Source organism: Clavibacter zhangzhiyongii, from assembly GCF_014775655.1.
Taxonomy (GTDB): domain Bacteria; phylum Actinomycetota; class Actinomycetes; order Actinomycetales; family Microbacteriaceae; genus Clavibacter; species Clavibacter zhangzhiyongii.
The window spans coordinates 2803917-2828907 of the sequence record NZ_CP061274.1; the positions used below are offsets into that span (position 1 = coordinate 2803917).

The 24991-nt window shown below is 70.4% G+C and carries 26 protein-coding genes and 1 pseudogene; 15 read left to right on the forward strand and 12 right to left on the reverse strand.

From position 1 onward, the window contains the following. Window position 1 precedes the first annotated feature (1 nt). The 3 genes from H9X71_RS13230 (at window position 2) to H9X71_RS13240 (ending at window position 3908) form a co-directional block, all read left to right on the forward strand. The gene (locus H9X71_RS13230) at window positions 2-1666 is read left to right on the forward strand and encodes a catalase (protein WP_191147493.1); all 1665 of its coding nucleotides are present in this window, start codon (window positions 2-4) and stop codon (window positions 1664-1666) included. A gap of 278 nt (window positions 1667-1944) precedes the next feature. Next, window positions 1945-3315, forward strand: a complete 1371-nt coding sequence (locus H9X71_RS13235; RefSeq protein ID WP_191147494.1) for an AAA family ATPase — start codon at window positions 1945-1947, stop codon at window positions 3313-3315. Between the two features lie 2 nt (window positions 3316-3317). Next, window positions 3318-3908 carry an RloB family protein gene (locus tag H9X71_RS13240; RefSeq protein ID WP_280527974.1) on the forward strand — a complete coding sequence of 197 codons (591 nt, stop codon included), beginning with the start codon at window positions 3318-3320 and terminating at the stop codon, window positions 3906-3908. 419 nt (window positions 3909-4327) lie between these two features. Here H9X71_RS13240 and H9X71_RS13245 read toward each other — a convergent pair whose 3' ends face one another. From H9X71_RS13245 to H9X71_RS13265, 5 genes are all read right to left on the reverse strand, one after another. Continuing rightward, on the reverse strand, window positions 4328-5704 hold the full coding sequence (locus tag H9X71_RS13245; protein WP_191147496.1) for a serine hydrolase domain-containing protein: 1377 nt from the start codon (window positions 5702-5704) through the stop codon (window positions 4328-4330). A gap of 142 nt (window positions 5705-5846) precedes the next feature. Then, window positions 5847-6305, reverse strand: a complete 459-nt coding sequence (gene ctaF, locus H9X71_RS13250) for an aa3-type cytochrome oxidase subunit IV (protein ID WP_191147497.1) — start codon at window positions 6303-6305, stop codon at window positions 5847-5849. A gap of 388 nt (window positions 6306-6693) precedes the next feature. Continuing rightward, window positions 6694-7302, reverse strand: coding sequence for a nitroreductase family protein (locus tag H9X71_RS13255; protein WP_191147498.1), 609 nt, complete (start codon window positions 7300-7302; stop codon window positions 6694-6696). A gap of 118 nt (window positions 7303-7420) precedes the next feature. Further along, a complete protein-coding gene (locus tag H9X71_RS13260; RefSeq protein WP_191147499.1) occupies window positions 7421-8521 on the reverse strand; it encodes a Gfo/Idh/MocA family protein in 1101 nt (366 codons plus the stop codon). Then, window positions 8518-9249: a ThuA domain-containing protein gene (locus H9X71_RS13265; protein ID WP_094127654.1), complete on the reverse strand. Its 732-nt coding sequence runs from the start codon at window positions 9247-9249 to the stop codon at window positions 8518-8520. The genes H9X71_RS13260 and H9X71_RS13265 overlap by 4 nt, the downstream gene beginning before the upstream one ends. Before the next feature lie 174 nt (window positions 9250-9423). Between H9X71_RS13265 and H9X71_RS13270 the strand changes: the two genes are divergently transcribed. Next, window positions 9424-10242, forward strand: a complete 819-nt coding sequence (locus H9X71_RS13270; protein ID WP_191147500.1) for a sugar phosphate isomerase/epimerase family protein — start codon at window positions 9424-9426, stop codon at window positions 10240-10242. 24 nt (window positions 10243-10266) lie between these two features. Here H9X71_RS13270 and H9X71_RS13275 read toward each other — a convergent pair whose 3' ends face one another. After that, window positions 10267-12177, reverse strand: coding sequence for an ABC transporter ATP-binding protein (locus H9X71_RS13275; protein WP_191147501.1), 1911 nt, complete (start codon window positions 12175-12177; stop codon window positions 10267-10269). Window positions 12178-12586: 409 nt separating this feature from the next. On the opposite strand from H9X71_RS13275, the gene H9X71_RS13280 reads away from it, so the two are divergent. Then, entirely contained in the window at window positions 12587-13438 is an 852-nt protein-coding gene (locus H9X71_RS13280) for a ferritin-like domain-containing protein (protein WP_244961627.1), read from the forward strand. Between the two features lie 77 nt (window positions 13439-13515). Further along, window positions 13516-14319, forward strand: coding sequence for a hypothetical protein (locus H9X71_RS13285; protein ID WP_191147502.1), 804 nt, complete (start codon window positions 13516-13518; stop codon window positions 14317-14319). A gap of 112 nt (window positions 14320-14431) precedes the next feature. Here the strand turns inward: H9X71_RS13285 and H9X71_RS13290 are convergent, their stop codons facing one another. Next, window positions 14432-14716, reverse strand: coding sequence for a GlsB/YeaQ/YmgE family stress response membrane protein (locus H9X71_RS13290; RefSeq protein WP_191147503.1), 285 nt, complete (start codon window positions 14714-14716; stop codon window positions 14432-14434). Window positions 14717-14840: 124 nt separating this feature from the next. On the opposite strand from H9X71_RS13290, the gene H9X71_RS13295 reads away from it, so the two are divergent. Further along, window positions 14841-15509, forward strand: coding sequence for a response regulator transcription factor (locus tag H9X71_RS13295; RefSeq protein WP_191147504.1), 669 nt, complete (start codon window positions 14841-14843; stop codon window positions 15507-15509). Window positions 15510-15564: 55 nt separating this feature from the next. On the opposite strand, the gene H9X71_RS13300 is transcribed toward H9X71_RS13295, so the two are convergent. Both H9X71_RS13300 and H9X71_RS13305 read right to left on the reverse strand, forming a co-directional pair. Further along, window positions 15565-15855 (reverse strand): type II toxin-antitoxin system RelE/ParE family toxin, encoded by a 291-nt coding sequence (locus tag H9X71_RS13300; RefSeq protein WP_191147505.1) that lies wholly within the window; start codon window positions 15853-15855, stop codon window positions 15565-15567. Then, window positions 15852-16085, reverse strand: coding sequence for a type II toxin-antitoxin system ParD family antitoxin (locus H9X71_RS13305; RefSeq protein ID WP_191147506.1), 234 nt, complete (start codon window positions 16083-16085; stop codon window positions 15852-15854). Before H9X71_RS13305 ends, H9X71_RS13300 begins: the two co-directional genes overlap by 4 nt. An 89-nt stretch (window positions 16086-16174) precedes the next feature. Between H9X71_RS13305 and H9X71_RS13310 the strand changes: the two genes are divergently transcribed. After that, window positions 16175-17239 carry a S66 family peptidase gene (locus H9X71_RS13310; RefSeq protein ID WP_191147507.1) on the forward strand — a complete coding sequence of 355 codons (1065 nt, stop codon included), beginning with the start codon at window positions 16175-16177 and terminating at the stop codon, window positions 17237-17239. Between the two features lie 7 nt (window positions 17240-17246). Beyond that, window positions 17247-17762, forward strand: coding sequence for a hypothetical protein (locus H9X71_RS13315; protein ID WP_191147508.1), 516 nt, complete (start codon window positions 17247-17249; stop codon window positions 17760-17762). Window positions 17763-17784: 22 nt separating this feature from the next. Here H9X71_RS13315 and H9X71_RS13320 read toward each other — a convergent pair whose 3' ends face one another. Continuing rightward, a complete protein-coding gene (locus H9X71_RS13320; protein ID WP_191147509.1) occupies window positions 17785-18849 on the reverse strand; it encodes a glycosyltransferase family 9 protein in 1065 nt (354 codons plus the stop codon). A gap of 147 nt (window positions 18850-18996) precedes the next feature. Between H9X71_RS13320 and H9X71_RS13325 the strand changes: the two genes are divergently transcribed. Beyond that, window positions 18997-19851, forward strand: coding sequence for a hypothetical protein (locus tag H9X71_RS13325; RefSeq protein WP_191147510.1), 855 nt, complete (start codon window positions 18997-18999; stop codon window positions 19849-19851). Window positions 19852-20001: 150 nt separating this feature from the next. Here the strand turns inward: H9X71_RS13325 and H9X71_RS13330 are convergent, their stop codons facing one another. Next, window positions 20002-20667 (reverse strand): DedA family protein, encoded by a 666-nt coding sequence (locus tag H9X71_RS13330; RefSeq protein ID WP_191147511.1) that lies wholly within the window; start codon window positions 20665-20667, stop codon window positions 20002-20004. A 235-nt stretch (window positions 20668-20902) separates the two neighbouring features. Between H9X71_RS13330 and bla the strand changes: the two genes are divergently transcribed. Beyond that, window positions 20903-21868, forward strand: coding sequence for a class A beta-lactamase (gene bla / locus H9X71_RS13335; protein WP_191147512.1), 966 nt, complete (start codon window positions 20903-20905; stop codon window positions 21866-21868). Between the two features lie 83 nt (window positions 21869-21951). On the opposite strand, the gene H9X71_RS13340 is transcribed toward bla, so the two are convergent. Continuing rightward, window positions 21952-22188 carry a hypothetical protein gene (locus H9X71_RS13340; protein WP_191147513.1) on the reverse strand — a complete coding sequence of 79 codons (237 nt, stop codon included), beginning with the start codon at window positions 22186-22188 and terminating at the stop codon, window positions 21952-21954. Window positions 22189-22234: 46 nt separating this feature from the next. Between H9X71_RS13340 and H9X71_RS13345 the strand changes: the two genes are divergently transcribed. The 4 genes and pseudogenes from H9X71_RS13345 to H9X71_RS14985 all read left to right on the forward strand — a co-directional run. Then, on the forward strand, window positions 22235-22705 hold the full coding sequence (locus H9X71_RS13345) for a MarR family winged helix-turn-helix transcriptional regulator (RefSeq protein WP_191147514.1): 471 nt from the start codon (window positions 22235-22237) through the stop codon (window positions 22703-22705). A 122-nt stretch (window positions 22706-22827) separates the two neighbouring features. Continuing rightward, window positions 22828-23673: an endonuclease/exonuclease/phosphatase family protein gene (locus H9X71_RS13350; RefSeq protein ID WP_191147515.1), complete on the forward strand. Its 846-nt coding sequence runs from the start codon at window positions 22828-22830 to the stop codon at window positions 23671-23673. Further along, window positions 23667-24326 (forward strand): DUF2238 domain-containing protein, encoded by a 660-nt coding sequence (locus H9X71_RS13355; protein WP_191147516.1) that lies wholly within the window; start codon window positions 23667-23669, stop codon window positions 24324-24326. Before H9X71_RS13350 ends, H9X71_RS13355 begins: the two co-directional genes overlap by 7 nt. A gap of 167 nt (window positions 24327-24493) precedes the next feature. Beyond that, a pseudogene (locus tag H9X71_RS14985) lies at window positions 24494-24985 on the forward strand (D-glycero-alpha-D-manno-heptose-1,7-bisphosphate 7-phosphatase); the annotation flags it as partial. Between the last annotated feature and the right edge of the window lie 6 nt (window positions 24986-24991).

The window sequence follows — 24991 nt, forward strand, 5'->3', positions numbered from 1 at the left end:
CATGACCGACGTCTCCTCCCAGGGCCCCGCCGAGGGCGATGACCGCGAGGTCCTCACGAACCGCCAGGGCCACCCCGTCTACGACAACCAGAACCAGCGCACCGTCGGCGCGCGCGGCCCCGCGACGCTGGAGAACTACCAGTTCCTCGAGAAGATCAGCCACTTCGACCGCGAGCGGATCCCGGAACGCGTCGTGCACGCGCGCGGCGCCGTCGCGTTCGGCTACTTCGAGGCGACCGGCACGTGGGGCGACGAGCCCGTCTCGAAGTACACGCGCGCGAAGCTCTTCCAGGAGGCGGGCAAGCGCACCGACGTCGCCATCCGCTTCTCGACCGTGATCGGCGGCCGCGACTCCTCCGAGGCGGCACGCGACCCGCGCGGGTTCGCCGTGAAGTTCTACACGGAGGACGGCAACTGGGACCTCGTGGGCAACAACATGGGCGTCTTCTTCATCCGCGACGCCATCAAGTTCCCCGACGTGATCCACTCGCTGAAGCCCGACCCCGTCACCTTCCGCCAGGAGCCCGCGCGCATCTTCGACTTCATGTCGCAGACGCCCGAGTCGATGCACATGCTGATGAACCTGTTCAGCCCCCGCGGCATCCCCGCGGACTACCGCCACATGCAGGGCTTCGGCGTGAACACCTACAAGTGGGTGGATGCCGACGGCGGCACGAAGCTCGTGAAGTACCACTGGATCCCGAAGGCCGGCGTCAGCAGCATGACCGAGGCCGACGCGGCCGTCGTGCAGGGCGGCGACCTCGGCCACGCGTCGAAGGACCTCTACGAGGCCATCGAGCGCGGCGACTTCCCCGAGTGGGAGCTCCGCGTGCAGCTCATGGACGACGGCGACCACCCCGAGCTCGACTTCGACCCGCTGGACGACACGAAGGTCTGGCCGGAGAACGACTTCCCGCCGAAGGCCGTGGGCCGCATGGTGCTCGACCGGAACGTGACCAACCACTTCGCCGAGAACGAGCAGCTCTCGTTCGGCACCGGCGTGCTCGTGGACGGCCTCGACTTCTCCGACGACAAGATGCTCGTCGGCCGCACCTTCTCCTACTCGGACGCGCAGCGGTACCGCGTGGGCCCGAACTACCTGCAGCTGCCGGTGAACGCGCCGCAGCACGCGAAGGTGGCGACGAACCAGCGTGACGGCCAGATGACGTTCCACCAGGATCACGGCGGCCAGAACCCGCACATTAACTACGAGCCGTCGATCACGGGCGGGCTCCGCGAGGGGCAGTACCCGACGCATGACGACCAGGGCCCGGAGATCACCGGCCGACTGACGCGCAAGCGGATCCCGCTGACCGCCGACTACCTGCAGGCCGGCCAGCGCTACCTGCTCATGGAGGGCTGGGAGCGCGACGACCTCGTCGCGAACCTCACCGACCTCATCTCGCAGGCCGCGCGCCCGGTGCAGGAGCGCATGCTCTGGCACTTCTACCTCGTGGAGGACGACCTGGGCCGCCGCGTGGGCGAGGGCCTCGGGATCACGCTGGAGGAGGTCAAGGACCTGCCGCCGCTGCAGTCGCAGACGCTGTCGGAGGAGGAGCGGACCCGCCTCGCGAACCTCGGGCACAACGGGACGCGCGACGTCACGGGCCTCGTGATGACGCACTGCGTGCCGGACGCGCGACGCAACCTGGTCGACGCGGCGTAGGTCGCGGGCCCGCGCACCACGCGGGACGACGGGAGGGGCGGGTGGCCGAGGGCCGCCCGCCCCTCCGACTCATGTACAGGCTCCCGCCAAGGCGAGCCGGTCTCTCTGAGCCGACCGCGAAGCTTGACCACGGCGCCCGCACTACAGCTAGTCGAGAGCGACGGCCTTTGGGACCGAGGCTTGTCACCTGAGCGCTCGAGATGACGCTTCAGATGACTCCACAGGGCTCCTGAGGACGAAGTTCGACATGTAAGGCTGCCATGGCGCATACTCAGAGCATGCTGCTCCTACGCTTCCGCCTCTCGAACCACCGAAGCTTCCGCGACGAAGCAGAGCTGTCGTTTTTGCAGAGCCGGTTGAAGTCCGCCCGGCCCCACGACGGCCAATGGGCTGACTACACGACGCATGTGGCGGCGATATACGGCGCGAACGCCTCTGGAAAATCCTCAGTCTTGGGAGCCATGGAGCTGTTCCGAAACATGATCCAAAACTCCGCAACAGCGTGGGCAGACCGAAAGAAGCTGCCACAAACTCCTTTTAAGTTGGATGACGTTTCGAGCGCACAGCCAACTTCATTCGTTCTCGACTTTGCAATAGATGACCTGCGGCACGAATACGGATTCACTTTCACAGAAGACGCGATAGTCTCAGAATGGCTATACGACTACCCCGTAAGCCGCAGGAGGGTATTGTTCGAACGGAATAACGTTACGGATTACAAGTTCGGGCGGGCCCTTCGAGGTGAAACGGCAATTTTGGAAAAGATTACAGGACAAAGAGAGCTGTTTCTTTCCCGTGCCGCAAGCTCTCGCCACGAACTTCTTCGTGAAATCATGCTTGAACTCACATCCAAAATGCGGTACGCGGAGTTCACTGACGCAAGTCGTCAAACTCGAATTGCGAAAATAGCAGAAGGCCTAGCTGATGGCGAAGTTGCACTTCGAGACATAGTCACGTTGCTAAAGGTTGCTGACGTTGGAATTGGCGAAGTGGAGGTCAAAACCTCCGAACTCCCCGCCGAGGTCCTTGACATGATTCAACGTATGATAAACGCCGCAGCCGAGAACCCAGGAAAGGGTAAGCGAAAAGCACAAGCAACGAAGAACGAAGATAACAGCGGAAGCGCGCGCTCCATAGAAGGCTTCAGGGCCATTGACAGCATTCAGCGTGCGCTTGAATTCTCGCACCTGGGTCAAGACGGAAAATACTATAACTTGCCTGCAGTTGTTCAATCTACTGGAACAATGTCCTGGCTGAGTTTAGCGCTTCCCAGCGTCGAAATATTGCGCCACGGCGGCGCATTGCTGATCGACGAATTGGATGCCAGTCTCCACCCCCAATTAGCTCAAGTCTTGATTCAGATGTTTAAGGACCCGTTGCTTAATCAAGCAGGTGCGCAATTGATATTCACGACTCACGACACTTACTTTCTTTCTCCAGCCGCAGAGGTCCGCCTAGGCGAAGAAGAAGTTTGGTTCGCAGAAAAGGATCGAAGCGGACTTAGCGAGTTGTATGCGCTATCCGATTTTAATATTCGGGACAGCGAAAATATATCTAGGCGCTACCTCCATGGTCGATATGGCGCCACTCCTTCGGTGGCACCCAGCTTCCTGGCATCCCTGTTTGACCAACACGAAATTGACGCTTAATTATGAGCAGCAGTCGTGTCAACCGAAAGCACCGAGCCCGACAAGAGCGGAAACGAATTCTTGTAGTCTCGGAAGGGGTGGTTACCGAAGCTCAGTATATACAGGGGCTGGCGCAATATCTGCGGACGAGTGGAGTCAGCATCCGTACGCCACTATTAAAAGGCATAGGAAGAGATCCGTATAGCGTACTGCAGGCCACGGTCAAACTCAGGGAATCTGACGCCGAAGGCTTCGACGAGACCTTTGCTCTCGTGGACGTGGATGATCATGAGACCTTAGACAAATGCCTTGAAAGTTCAGGGGCGGCCAGCGTGGGCGTCATTGTCTCCAATCCCTGCTTTGAAATATGGCTCTTGTGGCACTACCGTGATCACAATCGCAATGACTCGACAAGTGCGGTGCAGGCAGCTTTAAAACATGAAGGCCACGAGCAAAAAGCAATTCCAACAAAGTTTCCATATGAGAAGTACGTAGATGCCGTTGAGCGGGCCGACAAGCGCAATCGCAAAATGGTTACCAGCCATGCTGGTCAAAATCCCGGCAGCTCGATGCCGCGCCTGATCGAGGCAATGATTTTAAACGCGCAGGGCTAGTGCGTCAAACAACACAAGTAGATGTGCGGGAGATGTTATTCAGTCTGATGCCTATCGGTTATCGAAGACATCACTAGAGCCCTCAATGAGCCGGAATAACGCATTTTTCTCGGCGCTTCACCGAGCGCCCTAAGAGCGGCAATTCTGGGGCAGTTGTCTCCTCTATTCGGTAGCGATGCTAGCCCGTCCAAGGCCCCGTCGCCGAGACCCCGAGACCATACTCACGGTCATCCGGCTAGCCTTGCCCGCAATCACCGCTGCCAAGTCGCGGCACTGCAAGCCGCCCGCAGTGCCCACCTCTAGACGCTTACTCAAGTTACTCACTGTCAGCGGTTATCTGGCGGCGCTGCTATTGCATTGCTGTCTCGCCGCGACTCCATAACGCCGCGAGCAACACTCGAGGCGCGGCGTGCGGCGGGTCAGCCGCGCGACCGCGGGACGAAGCTGCGGGTCTCGGGCTCGAGCGTCATGCCGCCGCCCGCGCGGATGCGGTCGACCGAGCCGTCGGCGGCGCGCTCGGCCGTGACCTCCTCGCCGACGGATCCGAAGCCCTCGCCCTCCACGATGCGCGCCGACGAGTCGCCCGTCGCTGCGAGCACGTCGACGGCGTCGAGGGGGTGCTCGGCCGTCGGGTCGATGCGGAGGAAGCGGTCGCCGACCACCTGGAAGTCCTGCACGCCCCACATGTTCGCGAAGCGGCCCGTGAAGGGCGCGTCGACGGCGGCGCGCTCCGCGTCGGTGGCGGCGGAGTCGGCCAGCAGCAGCTCGAGCACGCCCGTGCTGAGCGCAGCCGCGGGGCCGTCGATCGCGTTCGTGAGGACGCTGACCGCCCAGCCGCTCACCGGATTCACCGCCGTGCGCGTGATGTGGCCGGGGTACCCGCCCGAGTGGCCGAGCACGGTGGCCTCGTGCGCGCCGGATCCGACGCGCTCGACGATGAGGCCGTAGCCGTAGCGGCGGGGACCGGCCGGGTCCTGGCCGGTGGCGAAACGCGGACGCTGCTGGATCCGCTTCGACGCGTCGGTCAGGAGCCGCTCGTCGCCGGGCAGCACGAGCGCGGAGAAGAACGCGACCAGCTCGGCCGCGGTGCTCGTGACGCCGGTCGCCGCGGCCATCGCCTGCGTGTCGACGTGCGGGAGGACGCTGCGCTCGCGCGAGGTGCGGAGCGAGGTGGAGGCCGCCGCGTACTCGCCCGCGCGCTCCGGCAGGTACTCGGCGGCGGTGTCGCGGAGCCCGAGCGGGGCGATGATCCGGTCGGCCAGGTAGTCGGCGAAGGACAGGCCGGACGCCGCCTCGACGACGAGCCCGAGCAGCGCGTAGCCGACGTTCGAGTAGTTGAACGCGGTGTCGGGCGCGACCTTGGCGACGCCGGGCGCGGTCGCCATCGCGAGCAGGTGGCGGCGGTCGGGGAACGGGCCGGCGTGCTGCCAGTGGTCGCCGTCGGGCCCGTCGCGGAGCACGCCCGCGCCGTGCTCGAGGAGGGCGGCGACCGTGACGTCGGCCAGCTCGGATCCGGCCAGCTCCGGCACGTGCAGCGCGAGCCGGTCGTCGAGGCGGAGGGCGCCGCGCTCGGCGAGCTGGAGGATCGCGGTGGCCGTGAAGGACTTGGAGTGGGACGCCACCCGGAACAGGTGCGCGGGGGTGAGCGGCGCCTCGGTGGTGGGATCCGCGACGCCGTACGCCTCCGACAGCACGACCTCGCCGTGCCGGGCGATCGCGACCTGCGCGCCGGGAACGCGGGTCTGCCAGACCCGGAGGTCGAGCCAGGTGCGGACGTAGTCGAGGATCTCGGTCATGGCGGGGCTCCGGCTCGTGTCGGTGACGGGGTACGCGGGGATGCGCGACCGCGCGGCACGGGCGGCGGACCGCCGACCTCCGGGACCGCGGGTCGCCCGTCGGACACTACGCGAGTCCCCGGCGCCGACCGGGGATCCGCCCTCAGCGGGCGTGCCAGCCGCGGTAGTACTCGTAGGTCCAGCCGACGAGCGCGATGACGAGCAGGATCGCGCCGAACAGGGCGATCCAGATCCCCACCGCGAGCCCGAGGAACACGAGCGCGCCGCCGCCCGCCAGGGTGATGGGCCACCAGCTGTGCGGGGAGAAGAAGCCGAGCTCGGGGTCGCCGTCGTCGACGTTCGCGCTCTCGACGTCCTGGGGCAGCTCGCCCGACTGCGCCCGGTGGACGCGCTGCAGGAAGAACCCGATGAGGGCCGCGAAGGCCGCGGACAGGAACAGCGCGGTCGTGCCGACCCACTCCACCGTCGACGCGCCCTCGCCGCTGTTCGGGTCGGTGTTCAGGCCCTGCGCCTCGTAGGCGATGTTCCACACGACGTAGGCGACGGCGGCGACCACGAAGAACGAGGCCAGGACGAACATCAGTCGGACGTTGGCGCGCATGGTCCCCCTCGGATCGGTCGGCGTGCGTCGATCGCACTCCGATAGGGCGGGGGCGCCCAGGTGCTTGACCTCGGCGGGCCGGGTGCGCTATCCGACGACCCGACCGAGGGCCGCGGTCCGCGGCCCGCGGTCCGCGATCCCCGACTTCAGTCGTCGGCGCCGCACACCGCCTCGAGGATGGGCCGGGCCGCGGACTCCGCCGCCTCGTGGGAGGGGTACGGGCCGTCCTCCGGCATGCCGTCGAAGCCCTACAGGTCGAACGGGTGGCGCACGAAGAAGGCGGGACCGGCGTCGCCGCGCTCGGTGGTGATGGTCACGTCGGACATGCGGGCCTCCCCCGACGGCTCCGCCGACCCGGGGGTCGACGGCCGCGTGCGTGCGGGTGGGACTACTCGCGGACGAGCACCAGCTCGGAGAGCGGCAGGCGCGTGCGCGGCAGGGTCTCGCGCTCGGCGAGCGGGCCCTCGAGCGCGTCGGCGGGCGCGACCGTGCCGACGGCCGTGACGGTGAGCGGCTGGAGGTTCTCGGGCAGGTCGAACGCGGCGGACAGCTTGTCGAACTCGACGCCGGCCATCTGGTGCGTGTGGAGGCCCTCGGCCTGCGCCTGCACGGAGAGGTGGGCGACGGCCTGGCCGAGGTCGTACGCGGCGTAGGGGCGCTTCTCGCCCTCGACCGTGGAGGTCTCGGCGATGGCGACGATCAGCGCGGAGGCGTGCACGGCCCACGCGGCGTTGAAGCCGACGAGCGCGTCGACGATGGTGTCGAAGGCGTGCGTGCCGCGGCGGGCGACGATGAAGCGGCGCGGCTGCTGGTTGCTGCCGGACGGCGCCCAGCGGGCGGCCTCGAGGAGCGCGTCGAGCTGCTGGTCGGAGACGGTGGCGTCCCGGTCGAAGGAGCGGGGGCTCCAGCGGGCGTCGAGCTCGCGCACGATCGGCACGGACGTGTCGGCGGTGCGCTCGGTGGAGGCGGGGGTGGTGGTGCTCTCGGTGAGGGTCATGCGACGGTCCTTCGGTCGGTGGTCGGGGATCGGCACGCCGTCGGGCCTCGCGGTGCACAAGGCGGGACGCGGCCCGGCTATTCCTGCGTGACGCCGGGCCGCCGGGCCGCGTCCTGCCTCACGGGGCGGGCTGGTCCGCCAGCGGGTGCCGCACGTCCTCGAAGAGGCCGGACTCCGCGGATCGGCCGGCCGCCTCCATCAGGGCGAGGCTGCCGAGGTTGTCGCGGCCGCTCGTCTCGGGCGGCGGGCCGCCGAGGATCGAGAGGGCGAAGGCGCGCAGGCCCGCGGCGCGGCCCTTCAGCGGGAGGGTCTCGAGGTCGAGCTCGCGCTCGGCGCCGGCGGCGTCGCGGATCCCGACCCGGTCGGCCGAGACGCCCTCGCCGCGGCTCGTGAAGGTCAGCTCGCCCTCCTCGCCCGAGATGCGCCACTCGCCCGCCCACGGCGTCGCGGGTCCGCGGTGCAGCCAGCTGCCGCGGTAGTCGACGACGAGGCCGCCCTCCAGCTCGATGACCATGCTCGCGACCGCGGCGTCGCGGTAGTGGCTGAACGACGGCCGGCTGGTGCGGGCGAACACGCGCACGGCCTCGCGGCCGGTGACCATGCGGATCAGGTCGAAGTGGTGGATCGCCATGTCGTTGATGATCGGCTGCGGGAACCGGTAGTGCGGGTAGTCGTCGGGCTCGTCGTTGTCCCACTGGCGGAAGTCGATCTCGATGGTCGCGACCTCGCCGAGCGCGTCGGCCGCGAGCAGCTCGCGCACGCGGCGCGGCGCCGGGTACCAGCGGTAGTTCTGGCTGACCTGCACGATGAGCCCCAGCTCCTCGCCGCGCCGCACCACCTCGGCGGCCTCCACGGTCGAGTTCGCGAACGGCTTCTCGACGATCACGTGCTTGCCCGCGGCGAGCGCCTCCAGCGCGAGCGGCGCGTGGGTGACGGCGGGCGCGGTGATGATGACGGCGTCCGCCTCCACCGCGGCGAGCGCGTCGGCGAGCGACGCGAAGGCGGCGGATGCGGGCAGGCCGAGCAGCGCGCGGACCTCCTCGCGGGTGGGCTCGCTCGGATCCACGATCGCGGCGACCTCGACCTCGGCCACCTGCGGCACGGCGTTGCGCGCCCAGTCGCCGCCCCAGCCGCCGAGGCCGACGTGGATCACGCGGACGCGCGGGCCGTCGTAGGCGGGCGCGGCGGGCACGGCGGGCGTCGCCTTCGCGGCGCTCATCGGGCGAGGAACCAGTCGCGCGGGTGCTGGTCGGCCGTGAGGTCGGCGCGGCCCTGCGTGGGCGCGACCCAGCGCGCGGCGTTCGCGAGCACGCGGCGGATGTCGGGGTGGTGGTACACGGGGTACTCCTGATCCCCGGGCGAGAAGTAGAAGACGCGGCCGCGGCCGCGGTGGTACGCGACGCCCGAGCGGAAGACCTCGCCGCCCGCGAAGGTGGAGAGGAACACCTCCTCGTCGGGGCGCGGGATGTCGAACTGCTCGCCGTACATCTCCTGCCGGTCGATGACGATCGGGTGCGGGATGCCCTCGGCGATCGGGTGCTGCGGCGCGATGGTCCAGACGAGCTCGCGCTCGCCGTCGTTCCGCCACTTGAGCGAGCACGTCGTGCCCATGAGGCGCGTGAACACCTTCGAGTAGTGGCCGGAGTGCAGGACCACGAGGCCCATGCCCGCGTGGACGTGGCGGATCACGCGCTCGACGACCTCGTCGGACACCTCGCCGTGGGCCACGTGGCCCCACCAGTACAGGACGTCCGTGGCGGCGAGGCGCTCCTCGGTGAGGCCGTGCTCCGGATCCTGCAGCGTGGCGGTGCTCACGGACGCGTCGTCGCCCAGCAGCTCGCGGAGGCCGTCGGCGACGACGGCGTGGATCCCGTCCGGGTAGTGCGACAGGACGGTCGCGTCGCCCCTGCTCTCGTGCACGTTCTCGTTCCAGACGACGATGTCCATGGCGCTCCTCGTTCGGCGGTGATCGGGGGATCGGGCGTGCGCCGCACGGGTCGGGCCCGAGATCGGCCGGACGCGGCGGCATGCCCGCGCCTACGATCGTACGCATGCCCCGCGCCGATGCGGGCGACCCGGAGGACGCATGGACGCCATCGCCGACGACCACGGAGCGATCCGATGACCGGCCCCACCGACAAGGCCGTGCACGCCTGGTCCCTCGACGGGACGCTCGGGCATCCCCGCGTCCCCGGCCCGGACGGATCCGGCTCCGTCACCCGCGCCGCCGGTGCCCTCGACCTCCTCGACCTGCCCGCCGAGCTCGCCCGCCGCGGATACCGGGCCGTGCAGCTCGCCCACTTCCAGCTGCCCACGCGCGACGCCTCCTACCTCGAGGAGCTGCGGTCGTCGCTCGAGACGGCGGGCATCGTGCTCGACGCGTTCCTCGTCGACGACGGCGACCTCACGCACCCCACCGACGCCGACCTGCACGAGCGGTGGATCTCCGACCGGCTCGACGACGCCCTCGCCCTCGGCGCGCACCACGCCCGCGTCGGCGCCGGCCGCAGCGCGCCCACCCCGGAGCTGATCGCGTCGAGCGCCCGGCGCATGTCCCGGCTCGCGGACGCGCACCCGGGCCTCCAGCTGGTCGTCGAGAACTGGCGCGAGATGATGCCCGACGCGGACTCCGTGCTCGCGCTCCTGGCCGACGCCGGCGACATCCGCGTGCTCGTCGACCTCGGCAACTGGACCATGCCCGACAAGCACGAGCAGCTCGCCCGCATCGCGCCGCACGCGGTCACCTGCCACGCCAAGGCCCACCGCCACGACGACGGCCGCCTCGACGACGTCGACTACGCCCGCTCCCTCCGCGTGCTCCAGGACGCGGGGTTCACGGGCGCGCTGGCGATGGTCAACGAGTCGAGCCGGCCCGACGGATCCGACGAGTGGGACGGCCTCGAGGAGGAGTTCGAGGTGGTGCGGCGGGTGTTCGGGTGAGGTGACGCGGCTCCCGCGCCGGCCTCAGCGGCCGGGACCACCCACGGGCTCCTCGTCCGCCGCCACGGCGGCCTTCCGCACCGCGAACTGGGTGCGGTGCAGCTCCTCGTACCGGCCCGCCGCGGCCAGCAGCTCGTCGTGCGTGCCGCGCTCGACGATGGATCCGTCCTCGACCACGAGGATCATGTCCGCGCTGCGGATCGTGGAGAGGCGGTGGGCGATGACGAGCGCCGTCCGCCCCTCGAGCGCCTCGCTCAGCGCGGCCTGCACCGCGGCCTCGGAGGTCGAGTCGAGCGCCGCCGTCGCCTCGTCGAGGATGACGACGCGCGGCTGGGCGAGCAGGAGCCGGGCGATGGTCATGCGCTGGCGCTCGCCGCCGGAGAGCCGGTAGCCGCGCTCCCCCACCATCGTGTCGAGCTGATCCGGGAGGGACCGGACGAGCGGCTCCAGGCGGGCACGGCGGACGGCGTCCCACACCTCGTCGTCGGTCGCCTCGGGCCGGGCCAGGCGCAGGTTGGACAGGATCGTCTCGTGGAACAGGTGGCCGTCCTGCGTCACCATGCCGAGGGTGTGCCGCATGGAGGCGGAGGTGACGTCGCGCACGTCCGTCCCCGCGAGGCGCACGGCGCCGCTGTCGACGTCGTACAGGCGCGCGAGGAGCTGCGCGATCGTGGACTTGCCGGCGCCAGACGTGCCGACGAGGGCGACGGTCTGCCCCGCCTCGATCCGGAACGAGACGCCGTGCAGCACCTCCTCGCCGCCGCGGGTGTCGAGCGTCGAGACCTCCTCGAGGGAGGCGAGCGACACCTTGTCGGCGGACGGGTAGGCGAAGCGGACGTCGTCGAACTCGACCGCCACCGGACCCGCGGGCACGGGGACGGCGTCGGGCTTCTCCTGGATGAGCGGCTCGAGGTCCAGCACCTCGAAGACCCGCTCGAAGCTGACCACCGCGCTCATGATCTCGACCCGGGCGTTCGCGAGGCTGGTGAGCGGCGCGTACAGGCGCGTGAGGAGGAGCGCGAGCGTGACCACCTCGCCGGTGTCCAGCTGGCCGGCCAGCGCGAGGAAGCCGCCGAGCCCGTAGACGAGGGCGAGCGCGAGGGCGGAGACGAGCATCAGCGCGGTGAAGAAGACGAACTGCAGCATCGTGCTGCGGACCCCGATGTCGCGGACGCGGGCGGCGCGCACGCGGAACTCCTCGGATTCCTCATCGGGGCGGCCGAACAGCTTGACGAGGGTCGCGCCGGGCGCCGAGAAGCGCTCGGTCATCTGCGTGCTCATGGCGGAGTTGTGGTCGGCGGCCTCGCGGCGGAGCGCGGCGAGGCGACCGCCCATGCGGCGCGCGGGGATCAGGAAGATCGGGAGCATGATCACCGCGAGCACGGTCACCAGCCACGAGGTGCTGAGCATGACGGCGAGGGTGAGGATCAGCGCCACGAGGTTCGTGACCACGCCGGAGAGTGTGCCGCTGAAGGCCTGCTGCGCGCCGATCACGTCGTTGTTGAGGCGGCTCACGAGGGCGCCCGTGCGCGTGCGGGTGAAGAACGCGATGGGCATCCTCTGCACGTGGTCGAAGACGGCGGTGCGGAGGTCGAGGATCACGCCCTCGCCGATCCGCGCCGAGTACCAGCGCGTGACCAGCGACACGGCGGCGTCGGCCACGGCCACGAGGGCGATGACGACGGCGAGCCAGGTGATCGTGCCGACCTCGCCCCGGGCGACGATGACGTCGACCACCTGGCCGGCGAGCACCGGCGTCGCCACGGCGAGGAACGCGCCGACGACGGAGAGCCCGATGAAGACCAGCAGCTTCGACCGGTAGGGCACCGCGAATGCCAGGATCCGGCGCACGGACTCCCGGGAGATGCCGTTCCTGCCGTCCCGGGCGCTCGAGATCTTGTAGAGCGAGCTCCAGGCCGCGCCTTCCATGCTCATGGTGGTTCCTCTCGTGGGCGCCCTGCTCGGGTGATCGGCGGCCGGCCCGGGGTCGGGATGCGCCGTGACGGCGACGAGCCGGGCGGCGTCCCGGGGGACGGCTCGGTCGGCGACGTCGTCGTGGCCGGATCCGGCGACGGGGCGCGCACCGCTCATCCCGACGATGCCCGCATGCCCATCATGCGCCACGGCCGGCGGCGATCACGCCGTGCAGGCGATCCGCGACCGGAGGGGACAGGGAGCGGGGCGGCGCGCGAGTCGGCGTCCGTGTCGGCGAGTCGTCCCGCGGAGGACGTAGCCGGCGTCCGCCTCGCGGACCACGTCGTCGCCGGGAGATGCTCCGCGGCGACCCCCGGGGTCCCCCCTGCGCCCGGCGAGGCCGCGGGGCGGGCGCTCCTAGCGTGACGACATGACCTCGAACACACCGACCGCAGCGCACCCCGATCCCCGTCCCGACGCCGCGAGCGGGACGCCCCGCATGGCGACCGCCGTCGACTGGATCGCCCACTTCCACGCCAACGCCGACCGGCACCGGACCCCGGAGGAGCTGATCCCGGACGACGCGCCCTCGCCGATGGACGCCCGCACCCGGCGCGCGTTCATCCGCTCGTTCCAGCGGTTCGCGCTCGGCGAGAGCGGCGACGGCATGCACCTCCTGCGGATGGCGACCGCCGCGGGCGACCCCGCGTACACGCACGCGCTCGCGCTCCTCGTGCAGGAGGAGCAGAAGCACGTGGCCCTCTTCCTCCGCGCGCTCGACCACCTCGACGCGCCCGCGCTGCCCGCGCACTGGACCGACGCGGCGTTCACGCGGCTGCGGCACCTCATCGGGCTGCGGACGGAGATCAGCCTGTTCCTCATCGCGGAGACGGTCGCGACGGGCTACTTCCACGCCCTCGCCGACCACGCGCCGGATCCCGCTCTCCGGGCGCTCGGGCAGCGGATCGCGGACGACGAGCGCGACCACGTGCGCTTCCAGATCGACCGGCTCCGCACGGGCTTCCGCGACACCCCCGCTCCCCTGCGCGCGCTCATCGGCGCGGCCTGGACGGTCGTCGCGGCGGGCGCGGCGATCGTGATCGTGGTCGACCACCGGGCCGCCCTCCGCGCCTGCGGCGTCGCGCCGCGCGCGTACTGGGGGCAGGGGATGCGCGACTTCGGCGCGGCGGCGCGCTCGGTGCTGGTGGATCCGCGGGCGCCGCTGCTGGGGCCGGCGGACGCGGGTTCCAGCGGTTCCCCGCGAACCGGAGGTCAGTCGTAGCGCATCTCGAGCGTCGCCGGATGAGGAGCCCGACCGGGGTCCTGCGTCCGCGACCGGCTGTGTATAGCGTCGTCCGGGTGAGCATCGAAGGCGATTCCGGTTCCTACGTCTACTTGTACCGCTCGACCGGTACCCAACAGAAGGCGAAGTACGTCGGGTACGGACGAAAGCCAGCCAGGGCCCTGTCGCATGCAGCCGAGAGCCACAACGATGCACTCAGATCCTGGCTCGAGCGCGGCGATTACTCGCTCGAGATCGCGGGCCCCTACGCCGACGAGAAGACGGGCTTGGAGGTCGAGGCCGCATTGATCTCCGCCATGGCCCCGGAATTCAACAGAGCTGTGGGCAATGGTCATCGCTTCCTCCCGTTGGGAGTTCCCGCCGACCTCGCCGACCGGATCGGCCTGGCACCGGTCCACGAAGGAGACCTCGCGCAGCAGGCAGGCGGTGCGCTGTTCGTCTACCTCGCGGCGGGCGACGTCCTGGCAGACGGCCGGATCATGGCCGACCCGAGCAACCCCGACGAGAAGATCATCGCCGCCGATGCGGAAGCATGGTGGCAGATCGAGCGGCATCTGGACGAGTGGATCGAGCATCCGACCGACGCGCCTCGCGCGTTGGTCGCCGTCCACGGCCCTCACACCCGAGCTCGGTTCGTCATCGGGTCGTTCGAGATCGACGTGCAACTCCTCCTGTCTCGCGATCCGTCTTTGCGGCAGGGGTCCTTGTGGAAGATCCCTCTCGTGAATCGCGAGGACGCCGACTTCGCCGCGCTGCGGGGACGGAAGCTCACCTACAGCTCGTTCGGACAGTTGAAGCAGCAGCTGTACCACTGGGTCGACGAGCACGGAGAAACCCGCTGGGACGGCAAGCAGTCCTGATCCGCGTACGCCGAAGGGGCGGGCGGCCTCCACGGCCGCCCGCCCCTCCTCGTCTCAACTACCGGCTGTCGTCAGGTGCGCGCCAGCGCATCGACGGGTCGCCCGGCCGTGTTCAGCGGCGGACGCTGCGGTTGCTGCGACCGCCGACCTTCACGTAGATGAGCAGCACGATGATGGCGCCGATGATCGAGCCGATGATGCCGGCGGGCTGGAGGAAGCCGTCCATCACGTCGTGCTGGAAGATCAGGAAGCCGAGGAAGCCGCCGACGAACGAGCCGACGATGCCGAGCAGGATCGTCTTGAGGATGCCGAGGTTCTGGCGGCCGGGCACGACCGCGCGGGCGATGAAGCCGGCGATCAGGCCGACGACGATGAGGCTGATGATGAGTCCGAGCATGGTGTTCTCCTCTGTGCGAGCACGTCAGGGAAGACGCGCGGTGGGTGCCCGTTCGGGCCGATGACCCCAACCAACCACCCTCCGGGGTGTGGGAGCACACCCCTGGGGGTGGGATCCTGGATCCATGCCCGCCACCCGCACCCGCCCTGTCACGATCGCGCTCGTCGACGACTACGACGTGGTGCTGAAGGGCCTCGCCCACATGTTTGACGACTACCGCGACCGCGTGGTCGTCGCCGAGATCGACGCGAACGCGGCCCTCGCCGACGAGATCGACATCGTGCTCTACGACTCGTTCGCGCAGCCGGAGTCCGACCACCACGAGATCGCGGAGCTGGTGCGGAACCCGCGCGCGACCCACGTGGTCGTCTACACCTGGAACTTCCAGCCCGAGCTGATCGCCGACGCTCGCCGCCAGGGCGTGCACGGCTACCTCTCCAAGGCACTGCCGGCCCGCGAGCTGGTGGAGGCGCTCGAGCGGATACAGGCCGGGGAGGAGCTGTTCAACGACGCGCCGCTGCGGGCCGCGAGCGCGCCGTCGCTCGACTGGCCGGGCAAGCGCGAGGGGATCACGGACCGCGAGTCGGAGATCCTCGCGCTCATCACGCAGGGCAAGAGCAACCAGGAGGTCGCCGCCCTCACGTACCTCTCCCCCAACACGGTGAAGAGCTACATCCGCTCGATCTACCGGAAGATCCAGGTGCAGAGCCGCACCCAGGCGGTCATCTGGGGCGTGGGGCACGGGTTCAGCCCGGACCACCATCGGATCGACCACTGGCTGGGCGGGCCGTAGGGCGGGACACGCCCCCGTCGAGCAGAGCCACCCGCCGAGGCGAGTCCAGCGCCCCTCACAGGTGCCGGGACGGGTCCATCCGCTGGTGCAGGATCCGGATCACGTTGATCGTGTCGGGCCGGTCCACGTAGTAGACCGTGTGACTCCCGATGCCGTAGCGCCTGTACCCCGGGCGGATGTCGCCGCAATCGCGGCCGCGCAGGGAGTCCTCGGCCACGCGCTCGATGGCGGCTCCGATCTCCCGGACGTACGACTCGGCCTGATCGGCGTCCCAGCGCTCCTCGGTGTAGTCCCAGATCTCGGAGAGGTCCTTCGTCGCCGCCGGCGTGAGCCGGTAGGGCTTCACGCGCGCTTGTCCGCGATGAACGCGTCGAGGTCGAACGGTGCGGCCTCGCCGCTCGCCTCGCCGGCGATGAGCGCTGCACGCAACGCCTCGAGCTGCGTCTCCTGGTCCTCCAGGAGACGAAGCCCGGCACGGACCACCTCGCTCGCCGAGCGATAGCGCCCGGATTCGACCTCCCGGGCGAGGAAGCCGGTGAAGTGCCCGTCCAGGCTGATCGACGTGTTCTGAGCCATGGCACGAAGGTACCAAGGATTGGTACAAGGGGGAACGGACGGAGGGATCGCCCCGCGGGCTCACGGGCTCCTCTGCGAGCATGACCCGCATGACGCCCTCCACCACCTCCCGGTTCCGCAAGTCCGTGCCCAAGGCGAAGGCGGGAGACCAGGTGGCGGTGCTGAGCCCCGCGTTCGCCGCCCCCGGGATCGCGCCCGAGGTGCACGAGCAGGCGATGCGCCGGCTGCAGGAGGCGACCGGGCTGATCCCCGTCGAGTACCCGACCACCCGGCGGCTCGGTGCGAGCGCCGAGGACCGCGCCGCCGACATCACCGCCGCGTTCGCCGACGACTCGATCCGCGCCATCGTCTCGACCATCGGCGGGGACGACCAGGTCACCGTGGTGCCGCACGTCGACATCGAGGAGCTGGCCCGGAACCCCAAGCCGTTCCTCGGCTACAGCGACAACACGAACCTGCACAACCTGCTCGCGGGGCTCGGCATCCCCTCCTTCTACGGCGGATCCACCCAGGTGCACCTCGGCGCCGGACCCGGCATCGACGACGTGCACCTCCGCTCGCTCCGGGCGGCGCTGATCGAGGGCGGGGAGCTGGCGATCACGGAACCGGGCGAGTCGGAGGACTTCGGGATCGACTGGACGGATCCTCGCGCGCTCACCGAGCACGGCGAGCGCCACGCGACCGAGCCGTGGAAGTGGGCCGGTCCCGCGAAGATCGCGGAGGGGCCGACGTGGGGCGGCTGCATCGAGGTGATCGACCAGATCGCGATGGCCGGGCGCATGCCCGAGGTCGCGAAGCTCGAGGGCGGGATCCTGCTGCTGGAGACCAGCGAGGAGGTGCCGTCGGCCGACAGCGTGCGACGGTGGGTGAGGGGGCTCGGCGAGCGCGGGATCCTCGACGTCGTCGCGGGCGTGCTCGTCGCCCGGCCGCCGACCATCATCATGGGAGCGCCGGTGCCGTCGGCCGAGGAGCGCGCGCGGCTGCGGGCGGAGCAGCGCGACACGATCATCGAGCAGGTCGCCCGCTACAACCCGCGCGCCGTGGTCTGCGTGGGCGTGCCGTTCGGTCACACGCGGCCGCAGTGGATCCTGCCGCACGGCGGGACGGTGCGGCTCGACGGCGCGGCGAAGACGGTGCACGCGGACTACAGCTGATGCAGCGATGACGGACCCGGCGATGGAGCACTCGAACCTCCCGCGCGCGGCGACGTTCCGCGGGAACCTGCTGTCGCGGCTGACGCTCGTGGAGCTGTCGCAGCCGGAGTGCGTCGCGATCGTGGAGGGTGTCGAGTTCGCCGAGGACTCGACGACGCTGATCACGACCTCCGGGCACCGGATCCGCATGCCGGGGTGGGCGACGAGCGAGGAGATCCATGAGGCACTCGCCGCCTTCATGCCGCTCGCGCCGCTCGACCCGGACTGCTGGCAGAGCTTCCCGTACGACATGACGCCGTGGGCGATCTGGCTCACGCTCCACTACGACCTCGCGTCGCTCGAGCACCACCTCGACGACAACGTGCCGGGGCTGCACCTGGTCGAGGTGCATCGCGACGGCGAGCACGCACGCATCGTCACGGGGATCGGCGACGAGCGCGTCCGGCACGAGGTGCCCCTCACGGAGCAGCCGCTCGCCGTCCCGGTCGACCTCGCTTTCGAGGTCATGCGGCTGCGGCGCTGAGCCGTCCTGCGGTCGCGGCGGATCAGTCGCGCGGCTCGCCCGTGAGGGGACGGATCACGCGGTGGCCGTCGAGGGAGCGGGCCGCCTCGAGGACGTGGGCCGGCGTGATCGCGAGAAGCGCCGGATCCGGGATCGCGGAGAAGGTGTCGCCGAGGCGCTGCGACGCGTCGGTCAGCACGATGTGCGGGCCGGACGCGGGCGGGCCCCACTCCTCGGGCGGGGCCGGGCCGAAGATCACGACCGACGGGATGCCGTAGGCGCTCGCGAGGTGGGCGGCGCCCGTGTCGGCGGAGATCACGAGGTCGGCGGCCGCGATGACGCCCGCGAAGGCGTCGAGGGCCAGCTCGCCCGCGAGCACCGTCTCCGTGGGCATGCCGGCGAGGGCGGCGACCTCGAGGGCGCGCTCGCGCTCCTTGTCGCTGCCGGTGAAGACGACCGTGCGGCCCTCGTCGGCGAGCGCGCGGGCGACCTCGGCGAAGCGGTCGACGGGCCACTGGCGGGATCCGTAGGCGGCGCCCACGTGGATCACGACGGCGTGCTCGGCGACGGGCGGCTCGGCGGGCACCAGGATGCCGACGTCGTCCGGGTCCGCGGGCATGCCGTGCCAGGAGACGAGCCGGGCCCAGCGGTAGCGCTCGAGGACGTGGTCCTCCCACGCGGGGCCGTCGGCGGCGGGCATGCCGTCGAGCTCGGGCGCCGCGTGGCCGAGGGTGCGGTGCGCGCGCAGCTCGTGGAGGAGCGTGCGGCTCTCGATGCCGGCGCCGTGCAGGTTGATCGCGAGGTCGACGGTTCCGGGCTCGCGCGCGATGGGGTGGTCGAAGCCCTGCTGCGGGAGGTGCACGTCGACCATGCCGAGGAGTTCCACGACGGGGGCGAGCCAGCCGGTGGTGGCGAGCAGGATCCGCGACCCCGGGTGCGCGCGGCGGATGGCGCGGAGCGCGGGGACGGCCACGAGGATGTCGCCGAGCTTGATGGCGCGGAGGACGAGGATCTCGGCGGGGCTGTCGAGGCTCGCGGCGCCGTCGGTGCTCGTGGGAGCGGGGCGGGCGTCGTCGGGGAGGGCGGCGCGATCGCCGGGGGTATGCATGGGTTCCAGCCTGGCACGCGATCTCAGCCTGTAGCACCCACTCGTACCAGTACCACGGCAAATGAACTGTTTTGCAAAACGGCTGGAGGTGCAGCATTTAGGTGCGGAAACGCTTGCAAATGGAGCACGAATCTGTTCAACTTGAATATGAGTACAGAAACTATCTTACACTTTTCACGTGCCTTAGCATCCCACATTCAAGCAGGGGAAGCGCTCATCATTAAACTTCTCGAGGAAGGAGACCGACGTGAAGAGTCTGCTGCTAAACTTCACTTGGATTCCAGCGGTGATATTTCTCGTGATGACATCCGGCATGCTCACCAAGATCTGTTAATGACTGCGCTGTCCGGCCTTGACCATTTCAAGGCTTTTTGCTCCACCCTCGAGGCCCGGCCGGTCGGCGCATGGGCACTCGGCTCACTAGCCAGAGGCGCCACAGAGGCCTTTGGCAAGGTCGCTTACTTCCTCGAATCAGAAACAACCGAAGAATTTTACTACCGCTTTTCTAGGCTTCGTATTAAGTCCGTCAGCTACTTAGCCGGCGAGGAGTACCGCGAATATGAAACCGAATGGGGCCGCCGAGCGCGAGATCATGCAGCACGCTGGGAGGCAGAGCTTATATCCAATAGCGGGGAGCCGGTATCCAAAACCAACACTCCGACGCCGCCCCGGTTAGCAAAAAATCTTCTTCGTAAGACTTTTGAGGCAAGAGCCAGTTCTTGGTATGCGTCCGTAGCAGCATTAAGCCACAGCGAGTACTCAGCCATGGATCGCCTGGTAGATCCAACCATACATAACAACCACGACTTGATTGTCGTCATCAACGGATTATATGTTGACGTTGAGCAGCTCGTTGCGCCACCCATGCTCGTCGAAAGCTATGTGCTGCGCTCCATCAGTGAATACTTTGGGCTTTCTGAAGTGGAGCTGAATGATTGGATCCAAACAGGCACAACCACTGCCGAATATGCAGCCAAGTACTGGACCGGCAGGGCAACCTAAATTGAGCTCGCGCTCGTATGCACGTTTTCACCAGATAGTTGGAGGAGCCAGCTTCAACTTCAATCGAGTTGGATCCCGTCAAGCGACCGCATGATCGCGGCCGCCCGCGCCCACCGGCAGGCGGGCGCGGGCGTGGCGTGCCCCGCGCCCTCAGGCCGCCCGCACCCGCCGGATCAGCCGCGACACCACGAACCACAGCACCAGCAGCGCGATGACGCCGACGGCCGCGTACGAGATCAGCCCGCTCCACTCCTCGAGCACCGGGCGGATCGCCGGGCCGAACGCGAAGCCGAGGCCCACCCAGACGGCGTTCCAGGCACCGGATCCGATCACCGTGTAGAGGGAGAAGCGCCAGACGGGCATGCGCTCGATGCCCGCGGGGATCGAGATGAAGGAGCGCACGAGCGGCACGCAGCGGCCGAGGAGCACGGCGGTGCCGCCCCAGCGCACGAAGAAGGCCTCGGCCTTGTCGAAGTCGGCGTGGTCGAGCAGCGGGATCCGGCCGACGAGGCGGCGGGTGCGGTCGCGGCCGAGGGCGGCACCGATCGCGTACCAGATGAGCGCGCCGAGGAGCGCGCCCACGGTGGCCGCGGCCCAGGCGCCCCACGCGCTCATCCGGCCCTCGTAGGCGAGGAAGCCGGCGACGGGGAGGATCGCCTCCGACGGGATCGGCGGCACGAACGTCTCGATGAGGACCGCGAGGCCGACGCCCACCTCCCCCAGCGTCTCGATGAGCGAGAGGACCCAGCCGACGAAGCCGTCGTACCCCTCGCTCGGATGGATCTCGCCGGGGGTCACTGCGGTGATGGCGCTCATGCGGCCTCTCGTCTCTCGGGGGGTCGGGCGTCGGGGTCGGGCGTCGGGTCCCGCGTCGGGAGCCCCGCGAAGCCTAGGGAACGCTTTTCCACATCCGCTGAATCGGAAGCGTGGTCCGAGCGGGGGACCCGCCTGCACCGCCCGGGGGACGACGCGCGCGTCCACGCGGGAGAGGCTGGATCCGCGGCCCGCACGACGCGCCGCATCCGCCCGACGCCTCCCGAGGAGCCCCGCCGTGATCCACCCCGCCCGACCCGTGCGCCTCGCCGCCGTCGCGTCGCTCGCCGTCGCCCTCCTCGCCGGGTGCGCCGCCCCCGCCGCCGAGTCCCCGACGCCGCCCGCCCCCGCCGCGCCGCCCGCATCGGCCGAGCCCTCGCCCGCGGTCGACCAGGCCGCCGCCGACGCCGCGTTCACCGCCCTGGAGGGGCGCTTCGGCGCGCGCCTCGGGGTCCACGCGGTCGACACGGGCACGGGCGCCGAGGTCTCCTGGCGCGCGGACGAGCGGTTCGCGTACGCCTCCACCATCAAGGCCCCGCTGGCCGCGGCCCTCCTCGACCGCGTCGGCATCGCGGGGATGGAGCGCGCGGTGCCGATCGACGCGGCCGACGTCCTCTCCTACGCCCCCGTCACCGAGACGCGCGTCGGCGGCACGATGACCCTCCGCGAGCTGGCCGAGGCCGCCATGACCCGCAGCGACAACACCGCGGCGAACCTCCTGCTCGAGGCGCTCGGCGGCCCCGCGGAGCTGGATGCGGCGCTCACGGCCCTCGGCGACGACACGACGATCGTCTCCCGCACCGAGCCCGACCTCAACGAGGCCACCCCGGGCGACGACCGCGACACCACCACCCCGCGGGCCGCCGCCGCACTGCTCCGCGCGTACGCCCTGGGCGGCCCGGGGGCGATCGCGGATCCCCTCGACGCCGACGAGCGCGCCCTCTTCACCGGCTGGCTGACGGCGACGCAGACGGGCGACACCCTCGTGCGCGCCGAGCTGCCGACGGACTGGACGGTCGGCGACAAGTCGGGCAGCGGCGCCTACGCGAGCCGCGGCGACGTGGCCGTCGTCTGGCGGCCGGATGCCGCACCGATCGTGATCGCCGTGCACTCGTCGAAGGACCGGCAGGACGCGGACGTCGACGACGCCCTCATCTCCGGCGCCGCGAAGGCCGCCGTCGCGGCGCTGGGCGCGCTCGACTGACGCGGCACCCGGGCACCGCCCAGCTCGGCCCGGCTCGGCCCGGCCAGCCGTGAGGCCAGACGTCGCGCCGGCCGACCCGCGGATCAGGCGGGGCAGCGCACCTGCGTGCGCGCCCCCGACCGGTCGATGTCGTGGTCGGGCATGGGCTTGCCGCACATGGGGCAGAGGCGCGACTGCGGCTCGGGCACCGGATCGTCGGTGTACGGCCCGAGCGGGGGCGCGCCGAGGTACGGGCGCAGCCGCTGGTTGAACCGCTCGACGGCCGCCCCGAAGCCGCGCTCGTGCCGCGGGCCGTCCTCCCGCCCATTACCTCGTGTCATAGTATTCAGTGTACGCGGTATTTCTCCGCGCGGCGAGGAGCAGGGCATGGCACACGACGACGCGACGCGCGCGGATCCCCTGGCGCTCGAGAGCCAGGTCTGCTTCGCGGCGGTGCTGGCGGCGCGATCGGTCGTCTCGCTGTACCGGCCGATCCTCGAGCCGCTGGGCCTCACGCATCCGCAGTACCTCGTGATGCTGGCGCTCTGGGAGCGGGACGGCCGCTCCATCTCCGACCTCGGCGGCGCGCTCGCGCTGGAGCCCGCGACGGTGACGCCGCTGCTCAAGCGCCTCCAGTCGGCGGGCCTCCTCGAGCGGTCGCGCAGCGAGGAGGACGAGCGCGTCGTGCGCGTCACCCTCACCGGCGCGGGCCGGGCGCTCCGTCGGCAGGCCGAGCAGGTGCCCGCGCGCGTCGCCGAGCGCACCGGCATGACCCCGGCCGAGCTCGGACGGATCCGCGACGACCTGCACGCGTTCCTCGCGCGCATCGACGCCGCCCCGGATCCCGCCGCCGCGTAGCCTCGCGCCGCGTCCGACGGGCCGAGCGGCTCCGCGTGTCGCGTCGCGACGATGCGGACGACCCCGGTGACGGTTCCCCGCCAGCGGCGGTCGGTGCGGCCCCGCTGGGGGACGATGGACGCATGACCCTCAGCGCCGACGGCACCCTGCAGGACGGGCGGGTGCTCATCGGCCCGGTCGACGCCCCCGACCTGCACGTGATGACGTACAACATCCGCCGCCTGTTCCGCCGCTACCGGCCGGGCAGCCCCGACCGCTGGGCCGACCGCGAGCCGCTCCTCGCCGCGCTGCTGCAGCGCGAGCAGCCCGCGCTCCTCGGCACGCAGGAGGCGATGCCCACGCAGGGCCGCGCCCTGTCGCACGCGCTCGGGCGGCACTACCGGCGGATCGGCCACGGCCGCAACCCCGACGGGCACGGCGAGGGCTGCCCCACCTTCTACGACACGCGCCGCCTCGAGCTCACGAGCTGGCGGCAGGTCGCGCTGTCGGACACGCCCGCGGTCGCCGGATCCCGGAGCTGGGGCAACATGGTGCCCCGCATCGCCGTGGTCGCCGACTTCACCGACCTCGCCACGGGCCTCCCGCTCCGGCACGTGAACACGCACTTCGACCACCTCTCGCGGCGCTCCCGCGAGGCGTCGGCGCGCATGATGCTCGAGATCGTCGCCGAGGTGCCGGTGCCGACCATCGTCTCGGGCGACACCAACGCGGGCGTCGACACCGAGCCGCACCGGCTGCTCGTCGAGTCGGGCGCGCTCGTCGACGCCTGGCCCGCCGCCCGCGAGCGCCTCACTCCGGAGTGGGGCACGTGGTCGAACTACAAGGCGCCGAAGCGGACGACCCGCCGGATCGACTGGATGCTCGTCACGCCCGACGTCGAGGTGACGCGCGTGGGCATCAACACCACGCGCGTCGCGGGCCGCGCGCCGAGCGACCACGAGGCGCTGCAGGCGGTGGTGCGGTGCTGACGGACCCCACCGCGTCGACCCCGCCCGACGCGCCCGCCCCGCCCGAGGACGTCGCGGCCTTCGCCGGGCTGGCCGGGCTCACCTTCCTGCAGCCGCCGCGCGGGATCACGGCGGTCCTCGCCGACGCCGTGCGCGTGATCGGGCTGCTCACGTTCCTCTTCTCCGTGTTCGCGTGGACGGGCGTCACCTCCGCGATGTTCGCGCTCGCGCTGCTCGGGCTGGTGGCGCCGCGGGGTCTCGGCGCGCGGCCCGGGCTGGACCTCGCCATCGGGATCACGACCCTCGTCTCCGCTGCGAGCAACCGGCTCGACCTCTACGAGAGGCTGCCGTGGTGGGACATCCCCGCGCACCTCGTCACGACGGCCGCGCTCGCCGCGCTCGTGATCCTGCTGGCCGACCGCGCGGGCGTCGTCGTCGACCGGCGGCCGCTGCCGCTCGGGTTCCTCAGCCTCACCGTGGGCCTCGCGCTCTCGGCGCTGTGGGAGCTCGGCGAGTGGGCGGGGCAGACGTGGCTCGACCCGGAGATCCTCACCGGCTACGCCGACACGATCGGCGACATGGCCGTCGGCGGGCTGGGCGCGCTGCTGATCGCGCCGCTCATGCCGATGCTGCTGGCGCGATCGCGGTGGATCACGGAGGCGCCCGCGCGCTGACGCCGGCCTCCGCTCGACCCGCGCCCCCGTCCGCGCGCCCCCGTCCGAGGGCGCTGCTGCTCCCCGCGCGGGGGCGCTGCTCCTCGGCTCGCGGAGAAGTGTGACGGGAGGAGGAGAAGTGCTCGCGGCCGCGTTTGGGAGGAGGAGCAGTCGGGTACGGGCCGATCATGCGCTCGCCCGGGATCGACCTCCAGGCCGTCCTGTTCGACCGGGACGGGACGCTCGTCGTCGACGTGCCGTACAACGGCGACCCGGCCCTCGTCACGCTCATGCCCGGCGCCCGCGAGGCCGTCGACGCCGTGCGCGCCGCGGGCCTGCGCGTCGGCATGGTGACCAACCAGTCCGGCATCGCGCGCGGCCTCATCACCCGCGATCAGGCCGACGCCGTCAACGCGCGCGTGCAGGAGCTGCTCGGCGCGTTCGACCTCGTGCTGCTGTGCCCGCACGGATCCGACGACGGCTGCGACTGCCGGAAGCCCGCCCCCGGCATGGTGCTCGAGGCCTGCCGGACGTGGGGCATCGCGCCGTCGACCGTCGCGGTCGTGGGCGACATCGCCGCCGACATGGGCGCCGCCCGGAACGCGGGCGCGCGCGGCGTGCTCGTGCCGACGCCCGTCACGCGCGAGGAGGAGGTGGCCGAGGCGGAGCTCGTGGCCCCGACGGTC